General features: G+C 64.1%; 23 protein-coding genes and 1 pseudogene. 13 read left to right on the top strand and 11 right to left on the bottom strand.

Going from position 1 to position 23,293, the window contains the following annotated elements:
• Nucleotides 1-43: 43 nt before the first annotated feature.
• From IVB46_RS06685 to flaF, 3 genes are all read left to right on the top strand, one after another.
• Nucleotides 44-1,648 carry a flagellin gene (locus tag IVB46_RS06685; protein WP_247309206.1) on the top strand — a complete coding sequence of 535 codons (1,605 nt, stop codon included), beginning with the start codon at nt 44-46 and terminating at the stop codon, nt 1,646-1,648.
• Between the two features lie 243 nt (nt 1,649-1,891).
• Nucleotides 1,892-3,499: a flagellin gene (locus tag IVB46_RS06680; RefSeq protein ID WP_071912196.1), complete on the top strand. Its 1,608-nt coding sequence runs from the start codon at nt 1,892-1,894 to the stop codon at nt 3,497-3,499.
• Between the two features lie 290 nt (nt 3,500-3,789).
• Nucleotides 3,790-4,158: a flagellar biosynthesis regulator FlaF gene (gene flaF, locus IVB46_RS06675; RefSeq protein WP_014493991.1), complete on the top strand. Its 369-nt coding sequence runs from the start codon at nt 3,790-3,792 to the stop codon at nt 4,156-4,158.
• A 53-nt stretch (nt 4,159-4,211) separates the two neighbouring features.
• Here flaF and IVB46_RS06670 read toward each other — a convergent pair whose 3' ends face one another.
• The 4 genes from IVB46_RS06670 to IVB46_RS06655 all read right to left on the bottom strand — a co-directional run bounded on the left by IVB46_RS06670 (nt 4,212) and on the right by IVB46_RS06655 (nt 6,734).
• Entirely contained in the window at nt 4,212-4,574 is a 363-nt protein-coding gene (locus IVB46_RS06670) for a hypothetical protein (RefSeq protein ID WP_028148520.1), read from the bottom strand.
• Between the two features lie 158 nt (nt 4,575-4,732).
• The gene (locus tag IVB46_RS06665; RefSeq protein WP_247309207.1) at nt 4,733-5,230 is read right to left on the bottom strand and encodes a hypothetical protein; all 498 of its coding nucleotides are present in this window, start codon (nt 5,228-5,230) and stop codon (nt 4,733-4,735) included.
• An 11-nt stretch (nt 5,231-5,241) separates the two neighbouring features.
• Nucleotides 5,242-5,610 carry a flagellar assembly peptidoglycan hydrolase FlgJ gene (flgJ, locus tag IVB46_RS06660; RefSeq protein WP_247309208.1) on the bottom strand — a complete coding sequence of 123 codons (369 nt, stop codon included), beginning with the start codon at nt 5,608-5,610 and terminating at the stop codon, nt 5,242-5,244.
• The gene (locus IVB46_RS06655; RefSeq protein ID WP_028148517.1) at nt 5,610-6,734 is read right to left on the bottom strand and encodes a flagellar basal body P-ring protein FlgI; all 1,125 of its coding nucleotides are present in this window, start codon (nt 6,732-6,734) and stop codon (nt 5,610-5,612) included. The genes flgJ and IVB46_RS06655 overlap by 1 nt, the downstream gene beginning before the upstream one ends.
• Nucleotides 6,735-7,004: 270 nt before the next feature.
• Between IVB46_RS06655 and IVB46_RS06650 the strand changes: the two genes are divergently transcribed.
• Complete coding sequence (locus tag IVB46_RS06650; RefSeq protein ID WP_247309216.1) at nt 7,005-7,418, top strand: flagellar assembly protein FliX; 414 nt, start codon at nt 7,005-7,007, stop codon at nt 7,416-7,418.
• A 3-nt stretch (nt 7,419-7,421) separates the two neighbouring features.
• On the opposite strand, the gene IVB46_RS06645 is transcribed toward IVB46_RS06650, so the two are convergent.
• Complete coding sequence (locus tag IVB46_RS06645; RefSeq protein ID WP_028148515.1) at nt 7,422-7,793, bottom strand: helix-turn-helix domain-containing protein; 372 nt, start codon at nt 7,791-7,793, stop codon at nt 7,422-7,424.
• A 164-nt stretch (nt 7,794-7,957) separates the two neighbouring features.
• Here IVB46_RS06645 and IVB46_RS06640 point away from each other — a divergent pair, with 164 nt between their 5' ends.
• Both IVB46_RS06640 and dksA read left to right on the top strand, forming a co-directional pair.
• Nucleotides 7,958-8,569, top strand: coding sequence for an NAD(P)-dependent oxidoreductase (locus IVB46_RS06640; RefSeq protein ID WP_247309218.1), 612 nt, complete (start codon nt 7,958-7,960; stop codon nt 8,567-8,569).
• A 213-nt stretch (nt 8,570-8,782) separates the two neighbouring features.
• Nucleotides 8,783-9,148, top strand: a complete 366-nt coding sequence (gene dksA, locus IVB46_RS06635; RefSeq protein WP_008554760.1) for an RNA polymerase-binding protein DksA — start codon at nt 8,783-8,785, stop codon at nt 9,146-9,148.
• A gap of 297 nt (nt 9,149-9,445) precedes the next feature.
• Here dksA and IVB46_RS06630 read toward each other — a convergent pair.
• Nucleotides 9,446-9,843 (bottom strand): annotated as a pseudogene (locus tag IVB46_RS06630) (helix-turn-helix domain-containing protein).
• Nucleotides 9,844-9,936: 93 nt separating this feature from the next.
• On the opposite strand from IVB46_RS06630, the gene IVB46_RS06625 reads away from it, so the two are divergent.
• Nucleotides 9,937-10,965: an aldehyde reductase gene (locus IVB46_RS06625; RefSeq protein ID WP_247309220.1), complete on the top strand. Its 1,029-nt coding sequence runs from the start codon at nt 9,937-9,939 to the stop codon at nt 10,963-10,965.
• A gap of 97 nt (nt 10,966-11,062) precedes the next feature.
• A complete protein-coding gene (locus IVB46_RS06620; protein ID WP_247309222.1) occupies nt 11,063-11,842 on the top strand; it encodes a fumarylacetoacetate hydrolase family protein in 780 nt (259 codons plus the stop codon).
• A gap of 147 nt (nt 11,843-11,989) precedes the next feature.
• On the opposite strand, the gene flgH is transcribed toward IVB46_RS06620, so the two are convergent.
• Genes flgH through flgF form a run of 4 tightly spaced genes read right to left on the bottom strand, consistent with a single transcriptional unit; the run spans nt 11,990 to nt 15,476 of the window.
• Nucleotides 11,990-12,754, bottom strand: a complete 765-nt coding sequence (gene flgH, locus IVB46_RS06615) for a flagellar basal body L-ring protein FlgH (protein ID WP_063982276.1) — start codon at nt 12,752-12,754, stop codon at nt 11,990-11,992.
• Nucleotides 12,755-12,757: 3 nt separating this feature from the next.
• Nucleotides 12,758-13,900 (bottom strand): flagellar basal body P-ring formation chaperone FlgA, encoded by a 1,143-nt coding sequence (gene flgA, locus IVB46_RS06610; protein WP_247309224.1) that lies wholly within the window; start codon nt 13,898-13,900, stop codon nt 12,758-12,760.
• A 9-nt stretch (nt 13,901-13,909) separates the two neighbouring features.
• On the bottom strand, nt 13,910-14,698 hold the full coding sequence (flgG, locus tag IVB46_RS06605) for a flagellar basal-body rod protein FlgG (RefSeq protein WP_014494004.1): 789 nt from the start codon (nt 14,696-14,698) through the stop codon (nt 13,910-13,912).
• A 16-nt stretch (nt 14,699-14,714) separates the two neighbouring features.
• Nucleotides 14,715-15,476: a flagellar basal-body rod protein FlgF gene (flgF, locus tag IVB46_RS06600; protein WP_247309226.1), complete on the bottom strand. Its 762-nt coding sequence runs from the start codon at nt 15,474-15,476 to the stop codon at nt 14,715-14,717.
• Nucleotides 15,477-15,857: 381 nt separating this feature from the next.
• On the opposite strand from flgF, the gene fliL reads away from it, so the two are divergent.
• The 5 genes from fliL (at nt 15,858) to IVB46_RS06575 (ending at nt 19,652) form a co-directional block, all read left to right on the top strand.
• Nucleotides 15,858-16,358 (top strand): flagellar basal body-associated protein FliL, encoded by a 501-nt coding sequence (fliL, locus tag IVB46_RS06595; RefSeq protein WP_247309228.1) that lies wholly within the window; start codon nt 15,858-15,860, stop codon nt 16,356-16,358.
• 19 nt (nt 16,359-16,377) lie between these two features.
• Nucleotides 16,378-17,580, top strand: a complete 1,203-nt coding sequence (fliM, locus tag IVB46_RS06590; protein WP_063982279.1) for a flagellar motor switch protein FliM — start codon at nt 16,378-16,380, stop codon at nt 17,578-17,580.
• On the top strand, nt 17,577-18,023 hold the full coding sequence (locus IVB46_RS06585; RefSeq protein ID WP_063982280.1) for a DUF6468 domain-containing protein: 447 nt from the start codon (nt 17,577-17,579) through the stop codon (nt 18,021-18,023). Before fliM ends, IVB46_RS06585 begins: the two co-directional genes overlap by 4 nt.
• A 9-nt stretch (nt 18,024-18,032) precedes the next feature.
• Nucleotides 18,033-18,794 (top strand): hypothetical protein, encoded by a 762-nt coding sequence (locus IVB46_RS06580; protein ID WP_014494009.1) that lies wholly within the window; start codon nt 18,033-18,035, stop codon nt 18,792-18,794.
• Between the two features lie 660 nt (nt 18,795-19,454).
• A complete protein-coding gene (locus tag IVB46_RS06575) occupies nt 19,455-19,652 on the top strand; it encodes a hypothetical protein (protein WP_247309230.1) in 198 nt (65 codons plus the stop codon).
• 21 nt (nt 19,653-19,673) lie between these two features.
• On the opposite strand, the gene IVB46_RS06570 is transcribed toward IVB46_RS06575, so the two are convergent.
• Nucleotides 19,674-23,087: a VCBS domain-containing protein gene (locus IVB46_RS06570; protein WP_247309232.1), complete on the bottom strand. Its 3,414-nt coding sequence runs from the start codon at nt 23,085-23,087 to the stop codon at nt 19,674-19,676.
• Nucleotides 23,088-23,293: the final 206 nt, after the last annotated feature.

Here is a 23,293-nt window from a genome sequence, read left to right as displayed (position 1 = left end):
ATTATGGTCAGATAGGACGCGTAGCTACCAGAAAGGTAACAGTATGTCCGTCGTTCTCTCCGCTTCGGTTCGTCAGAACCTGCTCTCCCTCCAGTCCACCGCTGACCTCCTCGCCACCACCCAGTCCCGTCTGTCGACTGGCCGCAAGGTGAACTCGGCTCTGGATAATCCCACCAACTTCTTCACCGCCCAGGGCCTTGATAACCGCGCCAGCGACATCGGCAATCTGCTCGATGGCATCGGCAACGGCGTTCAGGTTCTCCAGGCAGCCAACACCGGCATCACCTCGCTGCAGAAGCTGGTGGACAGCGCCAAGTCGATCGCCAACCAGGTGCTGCAGAGCCCGACGGGCTACTCCACCAAGTCGACCGTGACCTCGACCGCCATCACCGGCGCGACCGCCAGCAACCTGCTGGGTACCGCTTATACCAACAGCACCGTCGCCGGCACCGCCGTGCTGAACGACAACACCGGCACTGCGGTCAACATCACCGCTTCCACCCAGCTGGTTGGCACCGCGGGCGCGACGTCCGACGACCTTGCTACGGCCATCACCAACGGCTCGGTCCTGACGGTCAACGGCAAGAACATCACGTTCTCGACCGCGCAGACCACTTCGACCACCGACACCGCCGGCAACGTCACCATCGGCATTGGCACGGGCAGCACCTTGACGGTGCAGAGCGTGCTGAGCGCGATCGACGGCATCACCGGCACCGGCACCGCCTCGACCGTCGCGGCTGGTAAGCTCACGCTGAGCACCGGCACGACCTCGGATCTCACGATCGCGGGTTCGGGCAACGTGCTCGCCGCGCTCGGTCTCACCGCCGGCACGACCGCCCGCGTCCCGCCCGCCATCTCGGGCCAGACGCTGACGATCGCCGCCACCGGTGGCGGCACCGCGAGCAGCATCACCTTCGGCACCGGCGCTGGCCAGGTCAACACGCTGAACGGGCTCAATTCGGCGCTGGCGGCCAACAACCTGCAGGCCTCGATCGACTCGACCGGCGTGATCTCCATCACGACGACGAACGACGCGGCCTCCTCGACGATCGGCACGCTCGGCGGCTCGGCCTTTACCGCCACCGGTCCGTTCCACAGCGTTGCCATCGGGGCTCCGGTTGCCGATCCGACCTCGCAGACCCAGCGTGCTGGCCTGGTTGCGCAGTACAACAACGTGCTCGCGCAGATCAACACGACCGCGCAGGATGCCTCCTTCAACGGCGTCAACCTGCTCAACGGCGACACGCTGAAGCTGACGTTCAACGAAACCGGCAAGTCGACGCTGAGCATCACCGGTGTGACCTTCAACACCGCGGGTCTCAACATCTCGACCCTCGCCTCGGGCACCGACTTCCTGGACAACGCCTCGGCCAACAAGGTCCTGACCACGCTCAATGCCGCCAGCAGCACGCTGCGTTCGGAAGCATCGACGCTGGGTTCGAACCTGTCGGTCGTGCAGATCCGCCAGGACTTCAACAAGAACCTGATCAACGTCCTGCAGACCGGTTCGTCCAACCTGACGCTGGCCGACACCAACGAGGAAGCGGCCAACAGCCAGGCGCTGTCGACCCGCCAGTCGATCGCGGTCTCGGCGCTGTCGCTGGCCAACCAGTCGCAGCAGAGCGTGTTGCAGCTCCTGCGCTGATACGCGGCGAAAATCGTCAAACAAGGCATTACGGCGGGGCTTTTGCCCCGCCGTTTTTTGCGCGTGATGCGGCGTAAGCCGGGTTTCAGGGAACCCTGACCGGTTAATACCTTGTTAACCCTGTGGCTTAAGCCGCCATTAACCTTAATTTAAAGGAGTGCGTCTAGAACTAGACAAAAGCCCATTTGCCAGACCGGCGGGCTCCGATCCGTACGCGTCGCGCTCCAAGAGGAAGATCTGCCAATGTCCAACATCGTTCTCTCGGCATCAGTCCGCCAGAACCTGTTGTCGCTGCAGTCGACAGCCGACCTGCTCGCTACCACGCAAGGACGCCTTTCGACCGGCAAGAAGGTGAACACGGCGCTTGATAACCCCACCAACTTCTTCACCGCACAGGGGCTCGACAATCGCGCCAGCGACATCAGCAATCTCCTGGATGGCATCAGCAACGGCGTGCAGGTGCTGCAGGCCGCCAACACCGGCATCACCTCGCTGCAAAAGCTGGTCGACAGCGCCAAATCGATCGCCAGCCAGGTACTGCAGAGCCCGACGGGGTACTCGCCCAAATCCAACGTGACGTCGGCCGCGGTCCCCGGTGCGACCGCCAACAACCTGCTGGGCACGGCATACACCAACAACACGGTCACCGGCACCGTCGTCAACAATGACGATACGAGCGGCGCGGCGCCGATCACGGGCGCGACCAAGCTGGTCGGTACCGCCGGTGCAGGTTCGGACGATCTCGGTACGACCATCACCAACGGTTCGGTCCTGACTGTCGACGGCAAGACGATCACCTTCTCGACCGCGCAAACCACCTCGACCACCGACTCGTTCGGCAACGTCACGATCGGCATCGGTGCGGGCAGCACACTCACGGTGCAGTCGGTACTGAGCGCGATCGACGGCATCACGGGTACGGGCACGGCCTCGACAGTTTCCGGCGGCAAGCTCGTGCTCAGCACCGGCACGAGCCAGGATCTGGCGATCTCCGGCTCGGGCAACGTGCTCACGGCGCTCGGCCTCACTGCCGGCACCACCGCCCGCGTTCCGCCCCCGCTCAGCGGCAAGACGTTGACGATCGGTCCGACCGGCGGCGGCACCGCCACCAGCATCACCTTCGGTGCCGGCGTCGGGCAGGTTTCCACGCTCAATCAGCTCAACGCGGCGCTGGCGGCGAACAACCTGCAGGCGACGATCGACACGACCGGTCATCTCAACATCGTGACCTCCAACGACTCGGCGTCCTCGACGATCGGCGCAATCGGCGGCACGGCCGCGGCGAGCGGCCAGCCCTTCTATGGCCTGATCGCGCAGGCGCCCACCGTCGACCCGGATTCGCAAGCCACGCGCGCCAATCTGGTCGGGCAGTACAACAACGTGCTCGCGCAAATCAACACCACGGCGCAGGACTCTTCCTACAACGGCGTGAATCTGCTGAACGGCGATACGCTCAAGCTCGTGTTCAACGAAACCGGGCGTTCGACGCTGAACATTCAGGGCGTCACCTTCAACGACGCCGGCCTCAACCTTGCTCCCTTGACCTCGGGCGTTGATTTCCTGGACTCGAAATCGGCGAACGCCATTCTGACTTCGCTCAACTCGGCAAGCACCACGCTGCGTGCCGAGGCGTCGACGCTCGGTTCGAACCTCTCGATCGTGCAGATCCGTCAGGACTTCAGCAAGAACCTGATCAACGTGCTGCAGACCGGCTCGTCGAGCCTGACGCTTGCGGACACCAACGAGGAAGCGGCCAACAGCCAGGCGCTCTCGACGCGTCAGTCGATCGCAGTCTCCGCGCTGTCGCTCGCCAACCAGTCGCAGCAGAGCGTGCTTCAGCTCCTCCGCTAAGCGCGACGCTGACGTACACGATGAATCATTCAACGGCGAAGCCTAGGCTTCGCCGTTGTTTTGAGCGAGATCGCTAACTGTCGATTAGCTCAGATCAGCGCATGATGGATGCAATCGTTTACAGTGCGCGCACTCGGATTTAGCCTTGAGGTGAAGGTGGATGCCGCGACCCGTAATTGTCCGGAGATCGTCCGCACTCTCACGTAAGCAAATCTTAAGCGGTGCTGCCTAGGGTCGGGAAAGAAATCCTTAAGCCTGTACAACGGGCGAGGAAACCTCCAGGGTGATCGATGTCGAGTTCTGCTGCTTCGGCCTACGCGCGTGTAGCCACGACCACTGCGTCTCCTCGCGATATCGAGGCGCAGACGCTCCTGAAGGCCGCCAACAAGCTGCAGGACGCCATCAACAGCGCCGATCCCTTCAACGAGCAGACGACGCAGGCGTTGATGTTCAACCGCAAGCTCTGGACCATCTTCCTGAGCGAGGCGATGCGCGACACCAATCCGCAGCCGCTCGACGTTCGGCAGAGGATCGCCAACATCAGCGTGTTCGTGCTGAGCCAGACTGCAGCGCTGCTGATGAGCCCGCAGCTCGATCACTTCCGCCCGCTGATCGAGATCAATCGCAACATCGCCGCCGGTCTTTCGGGACGGTCGTAACGCGACCGATTCGAACGACCTCGATACGGCCGTCGCGACCCGCGGCGTGAACGTCAGGCGCTGCGATCGGTGCTGAGTGGACGCGGGGGCTCGGACTTCATGTCCAGTGCGTGGAAATAGGCGCGCCGCCGCAGCATCGCTTCATCCGGAAACTGATCGACAACCGCATCGGTCCTTTCGTTCACGACCTGGAACACGAAGGACGCGGCGGGCTGGTTGAAAACGACCTGGCGTGAAACGCTGTCGTTGGTGCTCTGCAAATCATTGCGCGCAGCCGCGCTCGTATCGCTCGCGGCGACCGTCTGGCTCACCGGCAAATCAGTTTGCACGGCCTCGTTCGCCGCCGCATTGGACGTCGTTATGATCTGCACGGGGGCCGGTATCCCCACCGGCCTGATGCTGAAATCTGTACTCATGGCAGCCTCCTGGTTGCCTTGTCTGAGTCAAATCCCAACCCCTCTCAATACGCAACCATGGAACACCAGGATTGAAGACCGGGTAAGCAAACGTGCCTAACCGCGCGACGATATCGCCGCGCGGTTTTTCGTAAAATTGCAGGGAGTTTTGCGCGCGCTCAGAGCGAGCGGCTGACCGCGAGCGGGGTGATGTGGCGTGGGCCCGGAGCCGCGCGGCGTCCCGCCGCCGTGTAGGTATTCGGCACGTTGCGCTTCTGGATCTCGGCGTTGACGCCGCGCACCACGCTCTCGGAGACGGCGTGTGCGGTCGCGAGCACGGTGAGATTGACCTGGAGCATCGCGCGGAACGCATCGTGGTGCCGATGCAGCGTCGAGAGCAGCTCGGGCGCGGATTTCGCGAGCTGGGCCTGGTTCGTCTTCAATTCGCTGACGGCGCTGACATAGTTTCGCGACAGCTCCTGCTTCTTGCTCTCGAGCGTCATCGCTTCGCGGACCTGGCCGGCGCGAACGAGCTCGGTCTCGCGCTCGACCAGTCCGAGCAGGGCGTTCATCGCATCCATCAGCTGCTCGGCGACCTTGCGCGCCTCGGTGTTGCCGGGGGCGGTGTTGGGGCGCTGCGCTTGCGCCGGCTGACGTGAGGCGTTGAAGTGGTTCATCTCGGTTGACCTTATGCCGTGCGGATCGTTTTCGCCTGCTGCATGATGAGGGTGCGGTAGACTTCTGTGGCGACGCCGACACCGCCGGCCTTGGCGAAGTTCTTGGAATATTGCTCGGTCAGCATCGAACGCCACACGCCGGTGCCCGGGGTGTCGCCGAACGGGCCTTCGCCCTTCAGGCCCGAGGTCATCTGCGAGAACATGCTGTTGAGGAACATCGCCTCGAAATCGGTGGCGGTCTTCTGCGCCTTCGACTGCTGCTGCGGCGAGACCTTCTGCAACGCGGCGGCGAGCTCGAAGTCGGGCCGGCCGTTGCGGCTTTCCACCGAGAAGGCCGGGGAGGTGACGACGTGCGGGGTATTGATCATGCTGGTCTGCATCACATCACCTCGATGTCGGCTTCGATCGCGCCGGCGGCCTTGATCGCCTGGAGGATGCTGATGAGGTCGCGCGGGCCGATGCCGAGGCCGTTGAGGCCGTCGACGAGCTGCTGAAGCGAGACGCCGTCCTTGACGACGGCGAACTTCTTGCCGTCCTCGACGACGCTAACGCCGGTGCGCGGCGTGACCACCGTGCGCCCGCGTGACAGCGGGTTGGGCTGGCTGACCTGCGGGCTCTCGGAGATGGTAACGGTGAGGTTGCCTTGCGCCACCGCGACGGTGGCGACGCGAACGTCGCGGCCCATCACGATGATGCCGCTGCGTTCGTCGATGACGATCTTGGCGGCGAGATCAGGATCGACCTGGAGCTGCTCGATCTCGGTGAGGAAGGCGACGACGTTGCCCTTGAACTCCGGCGGGATCGAAAGCTGCACCGTCGAGGGATCGATCGGCTCCGCGGTCTTGACGCCGAGATAGTCGTTGATCGCGGCCGCGATCCGCTTGGCGGTGGTGAAGTCGGCGTTTCGCAGCGCAAGCCGCACGTTCGGTAGCCGATTGAGCGCGAACTCGATCTCGCGCTCGATGATGGCGCCGTTGGCGATGCGGCCGACGGTCGGAACGCCGCGCACGATTTTCGCGGCTTCGCCTTCGGCCTGGAAGCCGGAGATCGCGAGCGAGCCCTGTCCGACCGCGTAGACATTGCCGTCGGCGCCGAGCAGGGGCGTGACCAGCAGGGTGCCGCCGCGCAGATCCTTGGCGTCGCCCAGCGCGGAGACGGTGACGTCCATGCGCGTGCCCTGGGTGGCGAAGGCCGGCAGATTGCCCGTGACCATCACGGCGGCGACGTTGCCGGTGCGGATGGTGGCGCCGCGGATGTTGACGCCCATGCGCTCGAGCATCGCTTGCAGCGACTGCTTGGTGAATGGGATGTTGTTGAGCGTATCGCCGGTGCCGTTGAGGCCGACGACGAGGCCGTAGCCGATGAGCTGGTTCTGCCGCACGCCCTCGATATTGGCGAGGTCCTTGATGCGCGACGTCGCGCTTGCGGACGTGACCGAGAGCGCCAGCGCTGACAGCGCGGCGCAGGCCACCCCAACAATCCTCACCCAACGAACGCCTGGCATCCTCTGCTCCCCGAGGCTCCTCACATCTCGGACCATCCTCGACACTCCCATGACGAGCTGGTCCGACGCTTTCCTTGCGAGTGCTGTGCCAACGCGGGGCAGCGGGGTTACGCGATTGAATAGGTTGAATAAACCTGTTTCCACCGGTGTCAGGGAGCGTTCTCCCTGAGGAGCGAAACTGCCGCCTCTCGGCAGATTTTGCCGGGCCGTTTACGCGCCGTTAACCATAAGACGGCGAAGGTAACGGCATCGATCACCCGGATTCCTGCGATGCGCATCTACGGACCGAACGGCACCACGCTTGGTACGCCGGCCAGCCAGGCCAGGCGGACGAGCTCCGGCACCTTCGTGCTGCCCGACACCTCGTCGGCTCAGGAGACGCGGGGCGCTGCCGCACCGAAGGCCGCCGCGAACATCGACGGGCTGCTCGCGCTGCAGGGCATCGAGGAAGATCCGGTCGAGCGCCGCAAGCGCTCGGTCGCCCGCGGCAGGACCGCGCTCGACGTGCTCGACGATCTCAAGATGGGACTACTGTCCGGCAATCTCGACGCCTCGACCGTGATGCGGCTGCGCGATGCCGCGGCGAACCTGAAATCGTCCTCGGGCGATCCCCGCCTCGATTCCTTGCTCTCCGAAATCGAGCTGCGCGTCGAGGTCGAACTGGCAAAGGCCGGGCAGGCGTAGCGCCTACGCCGCTTCATCCTTCTGCTGCGCGTCGTAGCGGCGCTGGGCGGCGAGCACGTCCTTCAGATTCTGCTCGGCCCAATCGCGCAGGGGATCGACGGCGGCCGCGAGCGTCACCCCGAGCTGCGTGATCGAATACTCCACCGTCACCGGTACGGTTGCGATGGCGTGACGCTTGATCAGGCCGTCGCGCTCGAGCGACTTGAGAACCTGGCTCAACATCTTCTGCGAAATGCCTTCAATCGTTCGGCGCAACTGATTGAAGCGCATCGGCTCCTCGCGCAGCAGCAGCAGGATCAGCACCGCCCATTTGTCGCCGACGCGGTCGAGGATCTGGCGCGTGGGGCAGTTCGCTGCATAGACGTCTGGCTTCATCGTCAACTCCTCACGATCCGTTTGGCCCCTTGCCGGCTCGCGCGCCGGTGACGGGTCCCGGTTACTCTTGCGTAATCAGGTAAGCACAAAGTGCTCTCTTAACACCAGCATCCTTTGCGATATCTAGTAACTGTTAGTTACCAAAAGAAGCAAAGGAGCCTTCCATGAAAATCGCAGTCGCCGGCGCCTCGGGCCGGGCCGGGTCGGAGATCACCAAGGAACTGTCGCGCCGCGGCCATGCGGTCACGGCGATCGCCCGGAACCCCGAGAAGATCGCGACCCTGCCGAACGTCACGTCCACCAAGGGCGACGTGCTCGACCAGGCCGGCCTTGCCAGGCTGTGGGCCGGGCACGACGTCGCCGTGAGTTCCGTGCACTTCCTGGCCAGCGACCCGCTCAAGCTGATCGGCGCGGCGAAGGCGTCCGGCGTTGGTCGCTACCTCGTTGTCGGCGGTGCCGGCAGCCTGGAAGTCGCTCCCGGCGTCAAACTGGTTACAACCCCCGGTTTTCCAGCCCAATACAAGGCCGAAGCGGAGGCGGGCGGGGCTTTCCTTGACCTGCTGCGACAGGAAAAGGACCTGAACTGGACCTTCATCTCGCCGTCGGCCCTCTTCATCGAGGGCGAGCGAACCGGCAAGTTCCGGCTCGGGACCGATCAGCTTCTCGCAGATGCGAACGGGAAAAGCTGGATCAGCTTCGCCGACTACGCCATTGCGCTCGCCGACGAGATCGAGCGACCGGCCCATCCGAGGCAGCGTTTCACGGTCGGTTACTAGGCCTTCGGCCGCCCCCGGGTTCTCCAGGATAAACCTTCCTGTGCAAGGGCTTGGGGGCGCTAACCGAACGATCAGGGAAATATTGTCTGTCACAGGAGGCCGCTATATAAGCCCGGCTTAACGGACCCCGTTCCGTTGCGAGTCGTTGCTTAGACAGATAGGCCGCCCTTGGAAAAGTTGAAAAACTACCGACCGACCGAAAAAGAGCCTTTCATGAACGACCGGCAGAAGGAGTACTTCCGTTTGAAGCTCCTCGCCTGGAAGGATGAGATCCTCAAAGAGTCCAAGCTCACGCTGCAGGCTCTGCAGGAGGAGAACGTGAACCACCCCGATCTCGCCGATCGGGCATCGTCCGAAACCGACCGCGCCATCGAACTCCGCGCCCGCGACCGCCAGCGCAAGTTGATCGCCAAGATCGACGCCGCGCTCCAGCGTATCGAGGACAACACCTACGGCTATTGCGAGGACACCGGCGAGCCGATCTCTCTGAAGCGGCTCGAAGCCCGGCCCATCGCGACGCTCTCGGTGGAAGCGCAGGAGCGCCACGAGAAACGCGAGAAGGTCTACCGCGACGAATAGAGTCCGAGCCGCAGCGATGCGGCTCTTTGTTTTTGGACGCACGGTGCTGCTTGAGCGCCGTGATCAGCATTTTGTCTGCCGCTTGCCGTGACGCGCATCAGCGCAGGCGCGATCGTGAAAAGTGAATCACGATCAATGGGCTGGAGTCACTTCCTCCGAGCTCACGTAAGTTCCGATGAGAAACAGCCTTCACTTCAGGTGCGGGAGGTTTTGCGAGTCGCATCAACGAGATCGACTCGAATGCTGAGGCAACGATCCGGCAGCCTCACACATCGCTGCAATCAGGCTTGGCTGCAATCAGGCTTGCTGCGACGCCACAAGGCGCGCATCGCCATAAAGCCTGGACCAGCTCAATATTTCCTTAAACGCCGGCAACAGGCCGTAGGCCGCATCCGTCAACTCGTACTCGACCCTCAACGGTTTCTCCGCGAAGACGGTTCGCGACACCAGGCCGTCCTGCTCAAGCTCGCGCAGCTGCGTGGTCAGCATGTGCTGGGTGATGCCGCCGATCGCTCGCCGCAACCACCGAAGCGAACGGCGCCGTTTGTCAGCGCGAACAGGATCTCCAGCTTCCACTTGCCGCCAAGCGCATGAATGGCCCGCTTGAAGTCGGCGAGCAGGGCAGGGTCGGGGTTGCAATCGCAGTCGCCGTCGCAAACGATGGTCAGGTTTTCCATACCGGTCTCGAAATCCATTCTACTTGTTCCCCGGGAGATAGTGACCAGATGCGGCCTTGAGCAGGGTGGCGGAACCAATTCGCCCGCCTGCGCAAGGAGGGGAATTCGGCAATGAGCATTGTTCTGGTCACCGGCGGGTCCGGCTTCGTCGGCATCCATGTTGTCCTGCAGCTTCTGGCCGCCGGCCATCAGGTGCGGACCACGGTGCGCCGCCCGGACCGGCAGGCCGACGTGCTGGCGATGTTGCGCGAGGGCGGGGCTGCGTCGCCCGAAAGCCTGTCCTTTTTCACCGCCGATCTCACCGCGGACGACGGCTGGCGCGAGGCCGTCGCCGGCTGCGATTACGTGCTCCATGTCGCCTCGCCATTGTCGACCAGTGTTCCCAAGGACGAGAACGAGATGATCATCCCGGCCCGCGACGGCACGCTGCGGGTGCTGCGTGCCGCACGCGAGGCCGGCGTCAGGCGGGCCGTCGTGACCTCGTCGCTGGGCGCGATCGGCTATGGCCATCCGGCGCGCGACAGGCCGTTCGACGAGACCGACTGGACCAATCTCGACGGCGCCGACGTGCAGCCCTACATCAAATCCAAGATGCTGGCCGAGCGGGCGGCCTGGGATTTCATTGCGCGCGAGGGCGGCGGGCTCGAATTGTCCGTCGTCAATCCCGCCGGCATTTTTGGCCCCGTACTGGGGCCGGACTTCTCCGGCTCGATCGAGATCGTCAAATCGCTGCTCGACGGCGCCATGCCGGCGGTGCCGCGGGTCTATTTCGGCGTGGTCGACGTGCGCGACGTGGCCGATTTGCACCTGCGCGCGATGACGGCGCCGGAGGCCAGGGGCGAGCGCTTCATCGCGGTCTCCGGCGAGACGATGTCGATCCTCGATATCGCCAGGGTGCTGCGGCGGGAACTCGGACCCAGGGCGCGCCGGGTTCCGCGGCTCCAGGCCCCGGACTGGCTGGTGCGGCTGGCCGCGAACCGGATTCCGCTGCTGCGCGCGGTCGTGCCGATGCTTGGGAGGGTTCGGCATTCCACCAGCGCCAAGGCGAGGTCGCTGCTTGGCTGGCAGGCCCGTTCCAACGACGAGGCGATCCTCGCGACGGCCGAAAGCCTGATCCGGCTCGGCCTCGTGAAGCGCTGAGGGCGCCCCGTGGGCCGTCCCTTGGCCCGCGCTTGTCACGCCGCGGCGGGGATGCTGAAGTGCCGACCTCAATTGCGTAGCGTGGGAGCCGGCGCCAATGGACAAGATTCTCAAAGCCGCAAAGGCGATTGCACTCGCGCGCCGTAACCGTGCGCCGCTCGCAGCCCTGGACCATCCGCCGGCTGACGAAGCCGAGGGCTATCAGGTCCAGCGCGCGCTGCACGATCTCCTGTTGCCGCATGTCGGGCCGCTGGTCGGCTACAAGATCGGCTGCACCAGTCAGGTGATGCAGGACTATATCGGCATCCCGCATCCCTGCGGCGGCAGCGTGTTCCAGAAGGGCGTGTACGAGAGCGGGGCCAAGCTCGCGGCTGCCGACTATGTCCGTGTCGGCGTCGAGTGCGAGATCGCGGTGCGATTGAAGCGCGACCTCGCCGCCGGCGAGGCGCCGTTCACGGCCGAATGGGTCGGCGAGGCCGTTGAGTTCTATCATCCCGCGATCGAGATCGTCGACGACCGCTATGTGAAGTGGGAGTCGATGGGTGCGCCGACGTTGATCGCCGACGATTTCTTCGCCGCCGGCTGCGTGCTGGGTGAGGCGGTGCCGCGCTCGTCGGTGCCGGATCTGAAGGCGGTCAAGGGCCGCGCCATCGTCAATGGCGAAGAGGTCAGCCACGGCACCGGCGCCGACGTGCTCGGCCATCCCCACAACGCACTCGCCTGGCTCGCCAACCACCTCGCCGCCGAAGGCAAGGGTCTGCACGCGGGGCAACTCGTGCTGACGGGCAGCCTGGTGAAAACGCTGTGGCTGAAGGCCGGCGACAAGGTGCGGATGGAGCTGGACGGGCTGGGGACGGTCGAGGCGGAGTTTACTTGAGGCTGCTACGGCAATCCCCGCCGTCAGTCGTACCAATCGGCTTTACAAAATACATGCGGCCCTCGCCAGGGGAGCTAGCGAGGGCCGCGTAGTACATCGTCGTTCGCGCCTAGGTTCGCGAACACGATGTGGGAGCTCGGGAGAGGCTTAGAAGGGCAACAGCACGTCCATGACCTGCTGACCGTAGCGCGGCTGCTGCACGTCCGTGATCTGGCCGCGGCCGCCATAGGCGATGCGGGCCTGTGCGATCTTGCTGGAATCGATGGTGTTGTCGCTCTGGATGTCTTCGGGGCGGACGATGCCGGCGACGATGAGCTCGCGGATCTCGTAGTTGACGCGGATCTCCTGCTTGCCTTCGACGACGAGGTTGCCGTTCGGCAGCACCTGGGTCACGACCGCGGCGACGTTGGTCTGCAAGGCCTCCGTGCGATTGACCGAGCCCTTGCCGTCGGCGGAGGATGTCGAGTCGGTGGTGAGAAGGCGGCCGGGCAGGATCTTGAGCGGCTGCGTGACCGTCTTGCTGCCGATGAAATCGGTAATCCCCGAATCCTCCTTGGCGGTTCGGCTGCGCTGGGTCTCGTTGGCGATGTTGGCCTTGTCGGTGATGTTCACGGTCACGGTCAGGAGGTCGCCGACATGGGTCGCGCGCTGGTCCTTGAAGAAGGCGCGGCTGCCGTTGCGCCACAATGAGTTCGGATTGTAGGAGGCGACTTCCGGCTTCGGCATCGGCATCTGCACCGGCTTGTAGCCGGGCTGCGTCGTCGGATTGTCGATCGCCGACAATTTCGGTTGCTCGCCGATCTGCGACAGGCGGTCGATCGAGGAGCAGCCGCTCGCCAGCGCGCAAACTGCCAGCAGCAGACCAGAGATCGCGACGCGACGAAGGCGGGAAGCCGAACTGAACCTGGACATGACTTACTCTGACTTGGCTGGAGCTTGCGGGACGCGAACTTGCGGAATATGGGCTTGGGCGATCTGAGCCGGAGACGCGGGGGCCTGGATCAGGCTCTGTGCGAGCGCAGCAGCAGCGGCCGCGGGGGTAGGCGTTTCGTCGCGCTTGAGCGAGGAGGTCTGCTCGACCGCGGGCGCCATCGGCGCGGACTGGCTCGCGCCCTGGATCGTCACCTGGCCGCGACCGGTGACAATGCCTGCCAGCGTGCGCTTGGTCTGGAGATTGAGCACGCTGACGGTGTCGCCCTCGGCGCCGCTTTCGAGCGCCTTGCCGCGCGTGGTGAGGTAGATCCCGGGGACCTGGTAGATGACGGTGACGCTCTGGTCGCGCGACACGAAGTCGGGCTTGACGATGTCGGCGACGCGGATCGGCATGCCCGCCCGCATCGGCCGGCGCAGCTGCATGCCGAGCGTGCGATCGCGCGAGGCGGGCTCGCCGGTGATTTCGGCCTTGGGCCGGCGCTCCAGCGCGATGTCGGAGGACTTCAGGAGATCGGCGCGGTCGATGTCGCGCGTCAGCACGGCCACTTCCACCGTCTCGATCGCGGTGCCGGTGAAGCGCAGCTTGGTCGGCGTCGGATTGTTGTCGTTGTTGATCTCGAAGGCGATGTCGAAACGGCCGTTGCGGGCGTCATAGCGGGTTGCGACTGGCTGGAGCGCACCGCTGTTGGAGGCGTCGAGCCGCATGTCGGCGACGCCGCGGTCGAACGTGACGGCGATGTTGGCGGCTTCCCCAAGGCCGAAGCGGCGCTCGAGCGCCGAGGCCACCGCGGTTTCGAGGTCCTTGTTGGCGAGCGTGCGGGCGAGGCGGGTGACCTGGACTTCCTTGATGTCGCCGGTCATCACGCCGATGACCTGTTTTGCGCGCAGCACCGACAGCACATGCGCGACCGGCAGCGCGCCGGTGGTGCCGAGATCGGGCGAGCGGTAGACCGGGATCAGCGCGGCCGAGCCGGCATTGTCGATGAGGTCGCCGACCCGCACCACGTCCGAGGTCACGGTGACGCTCGCGCGCAGCGTCGGCGCTGCGATGAAATCGTCGGCGGCCTGCGCCGGCAGCGCCAGCAGCAGGAGAGCGGAGATCGTGGCGAGGGTGGTGCGGATCATCGTCATACCTCAGCGGAACAACGCCGTGGTCGATTGCATCATCTGGTCGGCGGCGCTGATGACCTTGGCGTTCATCTCGTAGGCGCGCTGCGCGGCGATCAGGTCGCTCATCTCCGAGACGACGTCGACATTGGCCTGCTCCAGGCTGCCCTGCGTGACCTTGCCGTAGCCTTCGGAGTTCGCGGTGCCGTCCTGCGGCGGGCCGGAAGAGGGCGTCTCGACGAACTGATTGTTGCCGACGGGCTGGAGGCCCGCCTTGTTGATGAAGCGGGTCACGCCGATCTGGCCCTGAACGGCCGACGTCGACGAACCCGGCAGCGTCACCGAGACCTGGCCCTGCTCGTTGACGGCGAGGCCGGAGGCGTTGTTCGGGATGGTGATGGTCGGCTGCACCGGGTTGCCCTGCGCGGTGACGACGCGGCCCTGGTTGTCCATCTGGAAGGTGCCGTCGCGGGTGTACTGGAAGGTGCCGTCGGGCATCAGGATCTTGAAGAAGCCTTCGCCCGAGATCGCGAGGTCGAGATCGTTGCCGGTCTGCGACAGCGTGCCCTGCGTCATGCTGCGCGGCGTGCCGACGGTCTTGACGCCGCCGCCGATGTCGACGCCGACAGGCACGATGGTGCCCTGGTCCGAGGCCTGCGCGCCGACGCGGCGGACGTGCTCGTAGATCAGGTCCTGGAACGCCGCCGTCTGCTTCTTGAAACCGGTGGTGCGCAGGTTGGCGATGTTGTTGGAGATGACCTGGACGTTGAGTTCCTGGGCCGCCATTCCGGTCGCAGCGGTGTGGAGCGCTTGCATGTCAGTGATCCCCTAATCAGGCCGGAACGTCGGCGAGCTTCTCGATCGCCGATTTGTGGAGGTCGCTCTGCTGCTGAAGCAGGTTGGCGATGGCGGTGTAGCTGCGCATGACCTCGACCATGCGGCTCATCTCGCCGACCGAGTTCACGTTGGACTTCTCGACGTAGCCCTGGCGCACGGTCGACTTGGTGATGGCCTGCGGGGTCGCGGAGCCGACGTCGTAGAGGTTGGCGCCGAGCTTGGTCAGCTTCGCCGCATCGTCGAACGCAGCCATGCGGATCTTGCCGCGGATCGAGTCGGTCTTGGCGGTGCCCTCGAGTACCGTGACGGTGCCGTCGGGTGCGACATTGATGTCGTGGTCGGTGGGCTGGAAGGTGATCGGGCCGCCAGTGCCGAGCACGAGGTTGCCGTCGGAGGTGACGAGCTGGCCGGTGCTGTTGAGCGAGAATTTGCCGTCGCGGGTGTAGCGTTCGCCGCCATTGGCCTGCACCGCGAAGAACGCGTTGCCGTCGATCGCCATGTCGAGCGGGTTGTTGGTCGGCTCCATCGGCCCCTGGCCGACGTCGCGGAAGGTGCCGCGGTCCTGCACATAGGAGACCCGGCGGTCGGACGCGATGAAATTGTCCTCACGCGCGTTCGAGTTGAGAAATTCCTCGAACAGCGAATGGTCGGCCTTGAAGCCGTTGGTGTTGGCATTGGCGACGTTGTTGGCGATGACATCCATCTGCCGTTCCAACGTCATCTGCCGTGACAAGCCGATCAGAAGCGCGTTCTGCATCGGAAATCTCCCCTGAGTGAGCCCGCCACCTCGCTCTCCCAAGCGCCTTGGCCGACCCGTGAACAAGACCGCCGGGTTCTCCCAAACCCTCCGGCCTCGGTCCTCTCTCAGCGAAAGCCGTGCCAACTCGAAAAAATATGTAATTTCAATGTTTTGTCGATTTTTGAGGGGTGCGGGAAGGCGGCAGAAAGGTTCTGTTAGCCATGTTTGCCCGGCAGATTTTTCCTAGTGGAGGCCCAATCGAAAGATTCCGTTAACCATTATTACCGTAGCGTTTGCGTGTAAGAGGAGCGCACTGCGCTGGGGCATTTGTATCGCGTCACTGTCTGCCAGGAGGCTTCGCTCTTTCGACCCTTTATGAGATGAGCGAGCCTATCGACCATGGCAGACAATGAAGCGGAAGGCGGCGCAGCCGCCGAAGGCGCGGAAGCCGCTCCGCCGAAGAACAAGCTCAAGCTCATCATCATGGCCGTCGGTCTGCTCGCCGTCCTCGGTGGCGGTGCCGCGACCTGGTTCTTCTTCTTCCGTCATGGCGACGACGAGCATCACGCCGAGGCGGCGCCGCCGCCGAAGCCGCCGGCCTTCGTCGACGTGCCCGACATCATGGTCAACCTCGCCGGCGCGCCCGGCGAGCGCGTGCAATATCTCAAGCTCAAGGTCGTGCTGGAGCTGAAGGAAGAGAAGCAGATCGAGGCGATCAAGCCGACGATGCCGCGCATCACCGACATCTTCCAGACCTATGTGCGCGAGCTGCGCTCCTCCGACCTCAACGGCTCCGCCGGCGTCTTCCGCCTCAAGGAAGAGCTGACCAAGCGCGTCAATGCGGCGGTTTCCCCGATCCAGGTCAGCGCGGTGCTGTTCAAGGAAGTCGTGATCCAGTGAGCATGACGGGCTAGGGATCATGGCAGGCACCGACCAACCAGACCAGGATGCAATTGCCGCCCAATGGGAGGCCTCGCTTGATTCCGAGGATCCCGCGGAGGCCGCGAAGGCTGCTGCCGCAAACGAACTATCCGAGACCATGGCCCTGCAATGGGCGGCCATGGTCGAGGACGGCAGCCGCGATCTCGGCGCCGGCAAGAATTCCGGCGAGCGGGTGCTGTCGCAGGAGGAGATCGACAATCTTCTCGGCTTCGCGGTCGGCGACGTCACGCTCGACGACCATTCCGGCATTCGCGCGATCATCGATTCAGCGATGGTCTCCTACGAGCGTCTGCCGATGCTCGAAATCGTCTTCGACCGCCTGGTGCGGCTGCTGACGACCTCCTTGCGCAATTTCACCTCCGACAACGTCGAGGTCTCGCTCGACCGCATCACCTCGGTGCGCTTCGGCGACTACATGAACTCGATCCCGCTGCCGGCCGTTCTCTCGGTGTTCAAGGCCGAGGAGTGGGAAAACTTCGGCATGGCGGTGGTCGATTCCAGCCTGATCTATTCGATGATCGACGTGCTGCTCGGCGGTCGCCGCGGCGCCAGCCAGCTCCGCATCGAGGGCCGGCCCTACACCACGATCGAGACCGAGCTGGTCAAGCGGCTGGTCGAGGTGGTACTGGTCGACGCCGAGCAGGCGTTCCGGCCGCTGTCGCCGGTGACCTTCACGATCGACCGGCTCGAGACCAATCCGCGCTTCGCCGCGATCAGCCGTCCCGCCAACGCCGCGATCCTGGTGCGCCTGCGCATCGACATGGAAGATCGCGGCGGTAATATCGAGCTGCTGCTGCCTTACGCGACCATCGAGCCGATCCGGGGCGTCCTGCTCCAGATGTTCATGGGCGAAAAATTCGGCCGCGACACGATCTGGGAGGGCCATTTCGCCACCGAGATCAACCAGGCCGAGATCGCGGTCGATGCCGTGCTCTACGAGGCCGAAATCCCGCTCAAGCAGCTGATGCGGCTCAAGGTCGGCGACACCCTGCCGCTCGACATGCGCGCGGATGCCAACGTGACCGTGCGTTGCGGCGACGTCACTCTGACCGAGGGGCGGATGGGCCGGGTCGGCGACCGCGTCGCGATACGGGTGACGAAACCCCTGCGCAAGCCAAGTACGACACTTGCGATGTTCGAGAAGGTGGACGAGCAGAACAAGATGATGGAGGCCCCATGAACCACTCCCTGGGAATGGCGATCGAGACGCTGGTGGCTATCCTGCTGATGCTGACCATCGTTTACTGTGTCATGCTCAACAAGCGGCTGACGCGGCTGAAGGCGGACGAGCATTCGCTGAAGGCGGTCATCGGCGAGCTGATCACCGCCACCGAGATCGCCGAGCGCGCGATCGGCGGGCTGAAGCTCGCCGTGCGCGACGTCAACGAGAACCTCGGCAGCCAGCTGGCGGCGGCGACGCAGATGTCGGACCAGCTCTACAAGCAGCTCGGCGAAGCCGACAACGTGGTGCGGCGCCTGTCCAAGATTGCGATCGCCGCGCGCCCTGCGGCGAGCCCGGAAGCGGCCGCGGTGCCCGCGGCCAAGCCCTCATCGGCGAAGGCGGTGGCGGCTGCGGCCGAAGCCTTCTCCGAGCGCCGACGATCCAACGGCCTTGCGGCATAAAGTCAGGGTATGAAATCCTTTCGTAACATCCGCGTCATTCCAGTCGTCCTGGTCGCCGTCGCAGGGCTCGCCACGCTCAAGGTCGTGGGCCTCGTGATCAATGGCGGCTATGTCTTCGACTACCAGCCGAGCCAGATCAAGAAATCCTGGGCGCAGGAGAATCTGAACTTTCCGACGGGGCGGGAAGACCCCGATATCACGGGATCTACCCACGGCGCGCCGAAGGAGGCGCCGAAGCCCGCCGCGCCCGAGACCAAGCCCGAGGGCACCGTGGTCAAGATGGACGAGGCCCAGCCGCAGGTCTCGGCCTCCGAGCGCGCGATCCTGGAGCGCTTGCAGGCACGCCGCCAGGAGATCGAGTCCCGCCAGCGAGAGATCGACATCCGCGAGAGCCTGCTGAAGTCGGCCGAGAAGCGCATCGAAAACAAGGTCGAGGAGATGAAGGCGGTGGAATCCCGCATCTCCGCGACCCAGGCCGAGCAGAAGGCCGCCGAGGCCCAGCGCATGAAGGGCCTCGTGACCATGTATGAGGGCATGAAGCCCAAGGATGCCGCGCGGGTGTTCGACCGGCTCGAGATGGGCGTGCTGATCGAGATCGCCTCGCAGATCGCGCCGCGAAAGATGTCGGACATCATGGGAGTGATGTCGCCGGAGGCCGCCGAGCGGCTGACGGTCGAGATGGCCCGCCGGGCCAATGGCGGCGGCGATCAATCGGCCGCGGCCGGTGACCTCCCCAAGATCGACGGCAAGCCGACGCAAAAGCCGAATTGAAGGCTCCGGAGGCGCGGCGCGCTGCGGCAGCCTGCGCGCAATCGCGCGGTCGTTCGGCCTGTACGCGGCTGGACGCCTTGCGTGTCTAGTTCGCGAACCGCTGTTGAACCCTGGGACCCGTCGCGCTCAGCGGCTTCTCGACGGGAAGGAGGGTCTCGCAGTGCTGCCTGATCAGCGCAGCCTTCGTCGTGCGAGTCACGAGATGAAGGGTGCTGTGGCAGCAGGAACACTCGTATACCTTTAGTGCATAGCCCCGCGCAATTGGAAAGACGGCTACGACCGCTCTTGCCTGGCTACATACAATGCAGTTGGCTTCTCCGCTCATTGATTGCTCCCCCAAAAAAGTTGACCAATCGCATTCGCATCGCAATGATTACATTTGATTCAGAGTCGTTGATGGACCGCAACACCTCTGAGGTTGTGCGAGCCTACTCGGCAACCAAGTACGCAGATCAAACGCGCCGGGGAGTGGGGTGATCGCGAGCTTGATGTCTTTGCCGCAGGAAGCTCGTCGGCTCGCGTTGCAGGTGCAGCTGAAGCAAGCGGCATCTTCTGAGGCTGCGATGAGTTGACGCGTGCAACTGTGAACTGGAGTACAGTGGTGCTGGAGAGTTCGTCCTAGGCTCCCGCCATCGGCAATCAGCCGTGCGGGCGGAAGCCATGAATTACTCGTCCGTAGCAGAACGCGCAATCGAAGCCGTCAATCGGCTGCTCATCGCGGCGATGACGTTGGCCTGGACATCCGCGCTTGACCATCAGCATGCATTGCCGCCGCAAGAAGAGGATGGCGACATTGACGATGCTTGTCCCGATCGGGACAGCTCCGCCGCATCGGATGGCACGGGGAAACAACACTGAAGATCAATTGCCCTGCGGACATCACACGATCAGATCGTGCGGCACATGGGCGTGAGCTGAGCCTGCGCCGTGAGCCGGATCAATTTGCGGCGGGGACGGCTCAGGCATCGACGCCGCCCTGAATCCGTGGACGACGCCAGCATGTTCGTGATGACCGGACGGGTCCGAAGGATCGTCCCATCCTGCGCTGAGCTCTGAATGGTGGCCATGCAAAGCGCCATCCTTGATGGCGTAGGGTCCGGCCGCCGCGTGCCAGGGTGCGGGCGCAATGTCACCCGAACCGTCAGAGCCGTGCTGCTTGAAATGAAATGAGTCCCCGAGATGAACCGAAGCAACTCGAGGAAGGCCGTTCTCGGCTATCGGCTCCCCATGATGATGCTCGCGCAAGTGATTTTCGTGGTGTGACGTCTCGATGGAGTCTGGGCCGGACTCGATGCTTGGGTCGACCGTGGACGGTATGACCGGGCCGCTGTCCTTGGCGGCCACGCTCTCTGGAACGGGCGCGATCTCCTTGCCGTTGTCGAACGGTGTCAACTTGTCGAATACGAACCTATTCTCCGCGACTGCCGCGGGATGAAGCTGGTTGACGGGCTGCACGTGGCTCACCGCGGAGGCCACGTTCCCGCCGGTGGGCGCGTCCGATCGCGTGTTCGTATCGTCGGGCTGAACGAACTGGGTGTGCCCGACCCGGACAACCCGTTCGCAATCGGCATCGAATGTGCACCCGCTCGCCTTCGCAGCTTGCCCGGGCCCGTTTCCGTCGATCAGGGCGGCTCGCTCATGGACGGTTTCGCCTGATGAGGGGCTCGTCGCCGTCGTCGGGCTACCGGTCGCGTCGTTGCCCGCGCCCGGTTCCAGATTGGCCGGCGCGGCTGCCATCGCATGACCCGACGTTTCCAGCGCGAGCATGAAATCCGACGTCTGGACGGTGGAGAAGCCATCGAGATGGATTTCCACCAGACTGGAATCGCCGATGCTCAGGCTTTGATCCGTCGGATTGACGTACACGATGGTCTGGTTCGCCGAGCTGTCGTAGAGCCAGGCGATCGTATGTGCGGGCACCGTCGTGCTGGAGGGGTCGAGTGCCAGAACGGAGAGGGTGAGCGCGCCGAGCGCTATCAGGTCGCCCCGCTCAGAGTCTGCCTTGAAACCAGAGATGATATCAGGGCGCGCCGCACTGGAATTCGACGTCGAGGCAAAGACGAAATGATCGTCTCTGGAGCCGCCGGCAAGAAGGGTCTGTTCGTGCCCGTCGTGAGAGGTGTCGCGACCGCCGTTTGTGCCGATCTTGCCATGATCCGGACTTTCGCCGGAGGCGCCGATGCCATCCGTGTTCGCGTCATGGGTGCTCGCAGCCACCGTCGGACCGGCGGCAAAGGCTCTCGCAGCCGCATTGTCTTCGGGGGGCGCAGTGGCGTGGGGCGGATCGGCGGCATTGAGAGCTGCCGCGTGGCCGAAATGGTCGCGATCGTCGGCGCCGTGGATTGTGATGGCTATGGTCTGTTCCGTCCCATCGATGGTCGTGACCGTGAAGGTGTCGGTCAAAGTCTCGCAGGAAGGAAGCGCCTGCACGGCACAGTTGGTGGTGTCGAGCGTGTAGGTCCACACACCGGCGGCGGTCATCGTGAAAGCGCCGTAGCCGCCCGCGCTCCGTGTCGCACAAGTGACCGGCGTGAATGTGTTCGGCGTGTTGTCGACGTCGGTGTCAGTCAGTCTGCCGCTCGCCGTCGGCTTGCCGTGTTCCCTGCAATCGGGCTCGGTCACCGAGCCAGTGATGCAGCCGTGGATAATGGCCGGATCGTTCGTGCCGTGGATGGTGATCGTCACCACCTGCGCGGTGCCGTCGACGGTGGTCACGGTGAAGGTGTCGGTCAGGGTGTTGTGGGCGTTCAGCGCCTGGACGGCGCAATTGGTGTCATCGAGCGTGTAGGTCCAGACGCCGTCAGCCGTCATCCGGAAGCAGCCGTAACCGTGGTCGCTCGCCCTGGGCGAGGTCACCGGCGTGAAGCTGTCGGGAGTATTGTCGACATCCGTATCTGCAAGCTTGCCGGTCGCGATCGGAGTCCCGGGCTTCCAACACGCGGCTTCCGTCACGGTGCCGGTCGTCGTCCCGGAAATGATGGCAGCGTCGTTGGAGCCGTTGATCGTGATGGTAATCAACTGCGGGGTGCCGCCGATGCTGGTCACCGTGAAGGTGTCTGTCAGCGTCTTGCCGACGTTCAGAGCCTGCACTGCGCTGTTGGATTGATCGAGCGTGTAGCTCCAGACGCCGTCGGCGGTCATCGTAAAAGTGCCGTAGCCGTGCGCACTCTTCGTCGGGGAATTGACAGCCGCGAAAGTGTTGGCGGGGTCGTCGACGTCGATATCCGAAAGCTTGCCGGTTGTGACGGGTGGGCCGGTTGTGACAGGTGGGCCGGATGGGGCATTGGCGACGCCGCCGGATTCGATTGACAAGCCGGTCGTCGTGCCGGAGATGATCGCCGCGTCGTCGGCTCCGTTGATGTTGATCGTGAAGGCCTGTTGAGCCGAAAGCGACCCGTCGGACACGGTGATCACAAAGCTATCGGTGGTCGGCGTCTTCAGCGCGTTGATCGCGCCACTGTTGGGAACGAAGGCATAGGCGCCAGTCGAGCTGTTCAGATAAAGCGTGCCATAAGAGCTGGTCTTCGATACGTCGTAGATCGCTCCCTCCAGCGCCGTAGCGCCCGTAGCGCCTCCGCTGATGCCGAAAGTCAGCGCGGCGCTGGAGCTGCTGGCGCTGAAGGTTCCCCTCGTTGCGGCGAAGACGTCGAACGCGACCGTGTCGAGTTCAAGCGGGCCCGCCTGCACATTCAAGATCGGCGGCGTCCGCACGGGCGTGATGATGTCGGGCACCGTGACGATGATCGGCTGCAACGGCAGCAGTGCGCTTGGCGCCGCGGGCGCTATGAAATTGATCGGCTCCAGCGGCAGAGATTCGACGAACGGAGGCGTGCCGGACCCGTTCTTGCCAAATCCCTTCGAGAAATTTTCGAGCGCCTCCTGCTGGGCCACCCGCAGCTCCTCCATGCGGGTCGCGCTGTTGTCGAGCTGATTCACGGTAAGCCCGGAGCCGACCTTGCTCAGCACGACCGTTTGTCCGGGGTCCTCGACGATGATGTGCCGCGGGATTGATTCCTTGGTCGTGAGCTCGAACGTGCCGTGTGCAAAGTCCTTGTATGTAATCGTATCGTCGTCCAGGAACGTTGCGTTCGGGTCTGCGGCCCTGACCTCTTTGATCATCGAGAAGAGCAATGCCGTGAGCGACAGCATCCCGAAACGGCCGGCAGAGGCTCGCTCATGAGATTGAATAGCGGGTACATCAGGAGGATTGCTCTTCGCCGTCTTCACGCGGCGATGCAGGCCCGCAGCGGCTTCGCGCTCGCCCCCGTGCTCTGCAGTGGACGTGACGGCCATTTTTCAACCTCGATTGCCCTAGCGGTCGGCCTCAGGCGTCGCCCTATGCCGCCGCGTCTTGGCCGGCTTGCCGCGTCACGCGATCGGGAACAATTTTGTGCCGGCAACCTCAGCTATGCCCGCTAAAAAGTTGTCGTTTCTGAGAATTCCGCCCAGGCTGATCACGGCAGAATTGCTGACGTTTCGCCCGACGGTACCGCTTTCAG

Source organism: Bradyrhizobium sp. 61 (assembly GCF_023073075.1).
GTDB lineage: Bacteria > Pseudomonadota > Alphaproteobacteria > Rhizobiales > Xanthobacteraceae > Bradyrhizobium > Bradyrhizobium barranii.
The sequence above is the reverse complement of the archived record's forward strand: the minus strand, read 5'-3'. Positions and strand labels throughout refer to the sequence as shown.

What these genes read in the sequence shown, in the direction of transcription:
- IVB46_RS06685 (WP_247309206.1), top strand. Translation starts at nt 44, where the DNA reads ATGTCCGTCGTTCTCTCCGCTTCGGTTCGTCAGAACCTGCTCTCCCTC.
- IVB46_RS06680 (WP_071912196.1), top strand. Translation starts at nt 1,892, where the DNA reads ATGTCCAACATCGTTCTCTCGGCATCAGTCCGCCAGAACCTGTTGTCG.
- flaF (WP_014493991.1), top strand. Translation starts at nt 3,790, where the DNA reads ATGTCGAGTTCTGCTGCTTCGGCCTACGCGCGTGTAGCCACGACCACT.
- IVB46_RS06670 (WP_028148520.1), bottom strand. Translation starts at nt 4,574, where the DNA reads ATGAGTACAGATTTCAGCATCAGGCCGGTGGGGATACCGGCCCCCGTG.
- IVB46_RS06665 (WP_247309207.1), bottom strand. Translation starts at nt 5,230, where the DNA reads ATGAACCACTTCAACGCCTCACGTCAGCCGGCGCAAGCGCAGCGCCCC.
- flgJ (WP_247309208.1), bottom strand. Translation starts at nt 5,610, where the DNA reads ATGCAGACCAGCATGATCAATACCCCGCACGTCGTCACCTCCCCGGCC.
- IVB46_RS06655 (WP_028148517.1), bottom strand. Translation starts at nt 6,734, where the DNA reads ATGCCAGGCGTTCGTTGGGTGAGGATTGTTGGGGTGGCCTGCGCCGCG.
- IVB46_RS06650 (WP_247309216.1), top strand. Translation starts at nt 7,005, where the DNA reads ATGCGCATCTACGGACCGAACGGCACCACGCTTGGTACGCCGGCCAGC.
- IVB46_RS06645 (WP_028148515.1), bottom strand. Translation starts at nt 7,793, where the DNA reads ATGAAGCCAGACGTCTATGCAGCGAACTGCCCCACGCGCCAGATCCTC.
- IVB46_RS06640 (WP_247309218.1), top strand. Translation starts at nt 7,958, where the DNA reads ATGAAAATCGCAGTCGCCGGCGCCTCGGGCCGGGCCGGGTCGGAGATC.
- dksA (WP_008554760.1), top strand. Translation starts at nt 8,783, where the DNA reads ATGAACGACCGGCAGAAGGAGTACTTCCGTTTGAAGCTCCTCGCCTGG.
- IVB46_RS06625 (WP_247309220.1), top strand. Translation starts at nt 9,937, where the DNA reads ATGAGCATTGTTCTGGTCACCGGCGGGTCCGGCTTCGTCGGCATCCAT.
- IVB46_RS06620 (WP_247309222.1), top strand. Translation starts at nt 11,063, where the DNA reads ATGGACAAGATTCTCAAAGCCGCAAAGGCGATTGCACTCGCGCGCCGT.
- flgH (WP_063982276.1), bottom strand. Translation starts at nt 12,754, where the DNA reads ATGTCCAGGTTCAGTTCGGCTTCCCGCCTTCGTCGCGTCGCGATCTCT.
- flgA (WP_247309224.1), bottom strand. Translation starts at nt 13,900, where the DNA reads ATGATCCGCACCACCCTCGCCACGATCTCCGCTCTCCTGCTGCTGGCG.
- flgG (WP_014494004.1), bottom strand. Translation starts at nt 14,698, where the DNA reads ATGCAAGCGCTCCACACCGCTGCGACCGGAATGGCGGCCCAGGAACTC.
- flgF (WP_247309226.1), bottom strand. Translation starts at nt 15,476, where the DNA reads ATGCAGAACGCGCTTCTGATCGGCTTGTCACGGCAGATGACGTTGGAA.
- fliL (WP_247309228.1), top strand. Translation starts at nt 15,858, where the DNA reads ATGGCAGACAATGAAGCGGAAGGCGGCGCAGCCGCCGAAGGCGCGGAA.
- fliM (WP_063982279.1), top strand. Translation starts at nt 16,378, where the DNA reads ATGGCAGGCACCGACCAACCAGACCAGGATGCAATTGCCGCCCAATGG.
- IVB46_RS06585 (WP_063982280.1), top strand. Translation starts at nt 17,577, where the DNA reads ATGAACCACTCCCTGGGAATGGCGATCGAGACGCTGGTGGCTATCCTG.
- IVB46_RS06580 (WP_014494009.1), top strand. Translation starts at nt 18,033, where the DNA reads ATGAAATCCTTTCGTAACATCCGCGTCATTCCAGTCGTCCTGGTCGCC.
- IVB46_RS06575 (WP_247309230.1), top strand. Translation starts at nt 19,455, where the DNA reads ATGAATTACTCGTCCGTAGCAGAACGCGCAATCGAAGCCGTCAATCGG.
- IVB46_RS06570 (WP_247309232.1), bottom strand. Translation starts at nt 23,087, where the DNA reads ATGGCCGTCACGTCCACTGCAGAGCACGGGGGCGAGCGCGAAGCCGCT.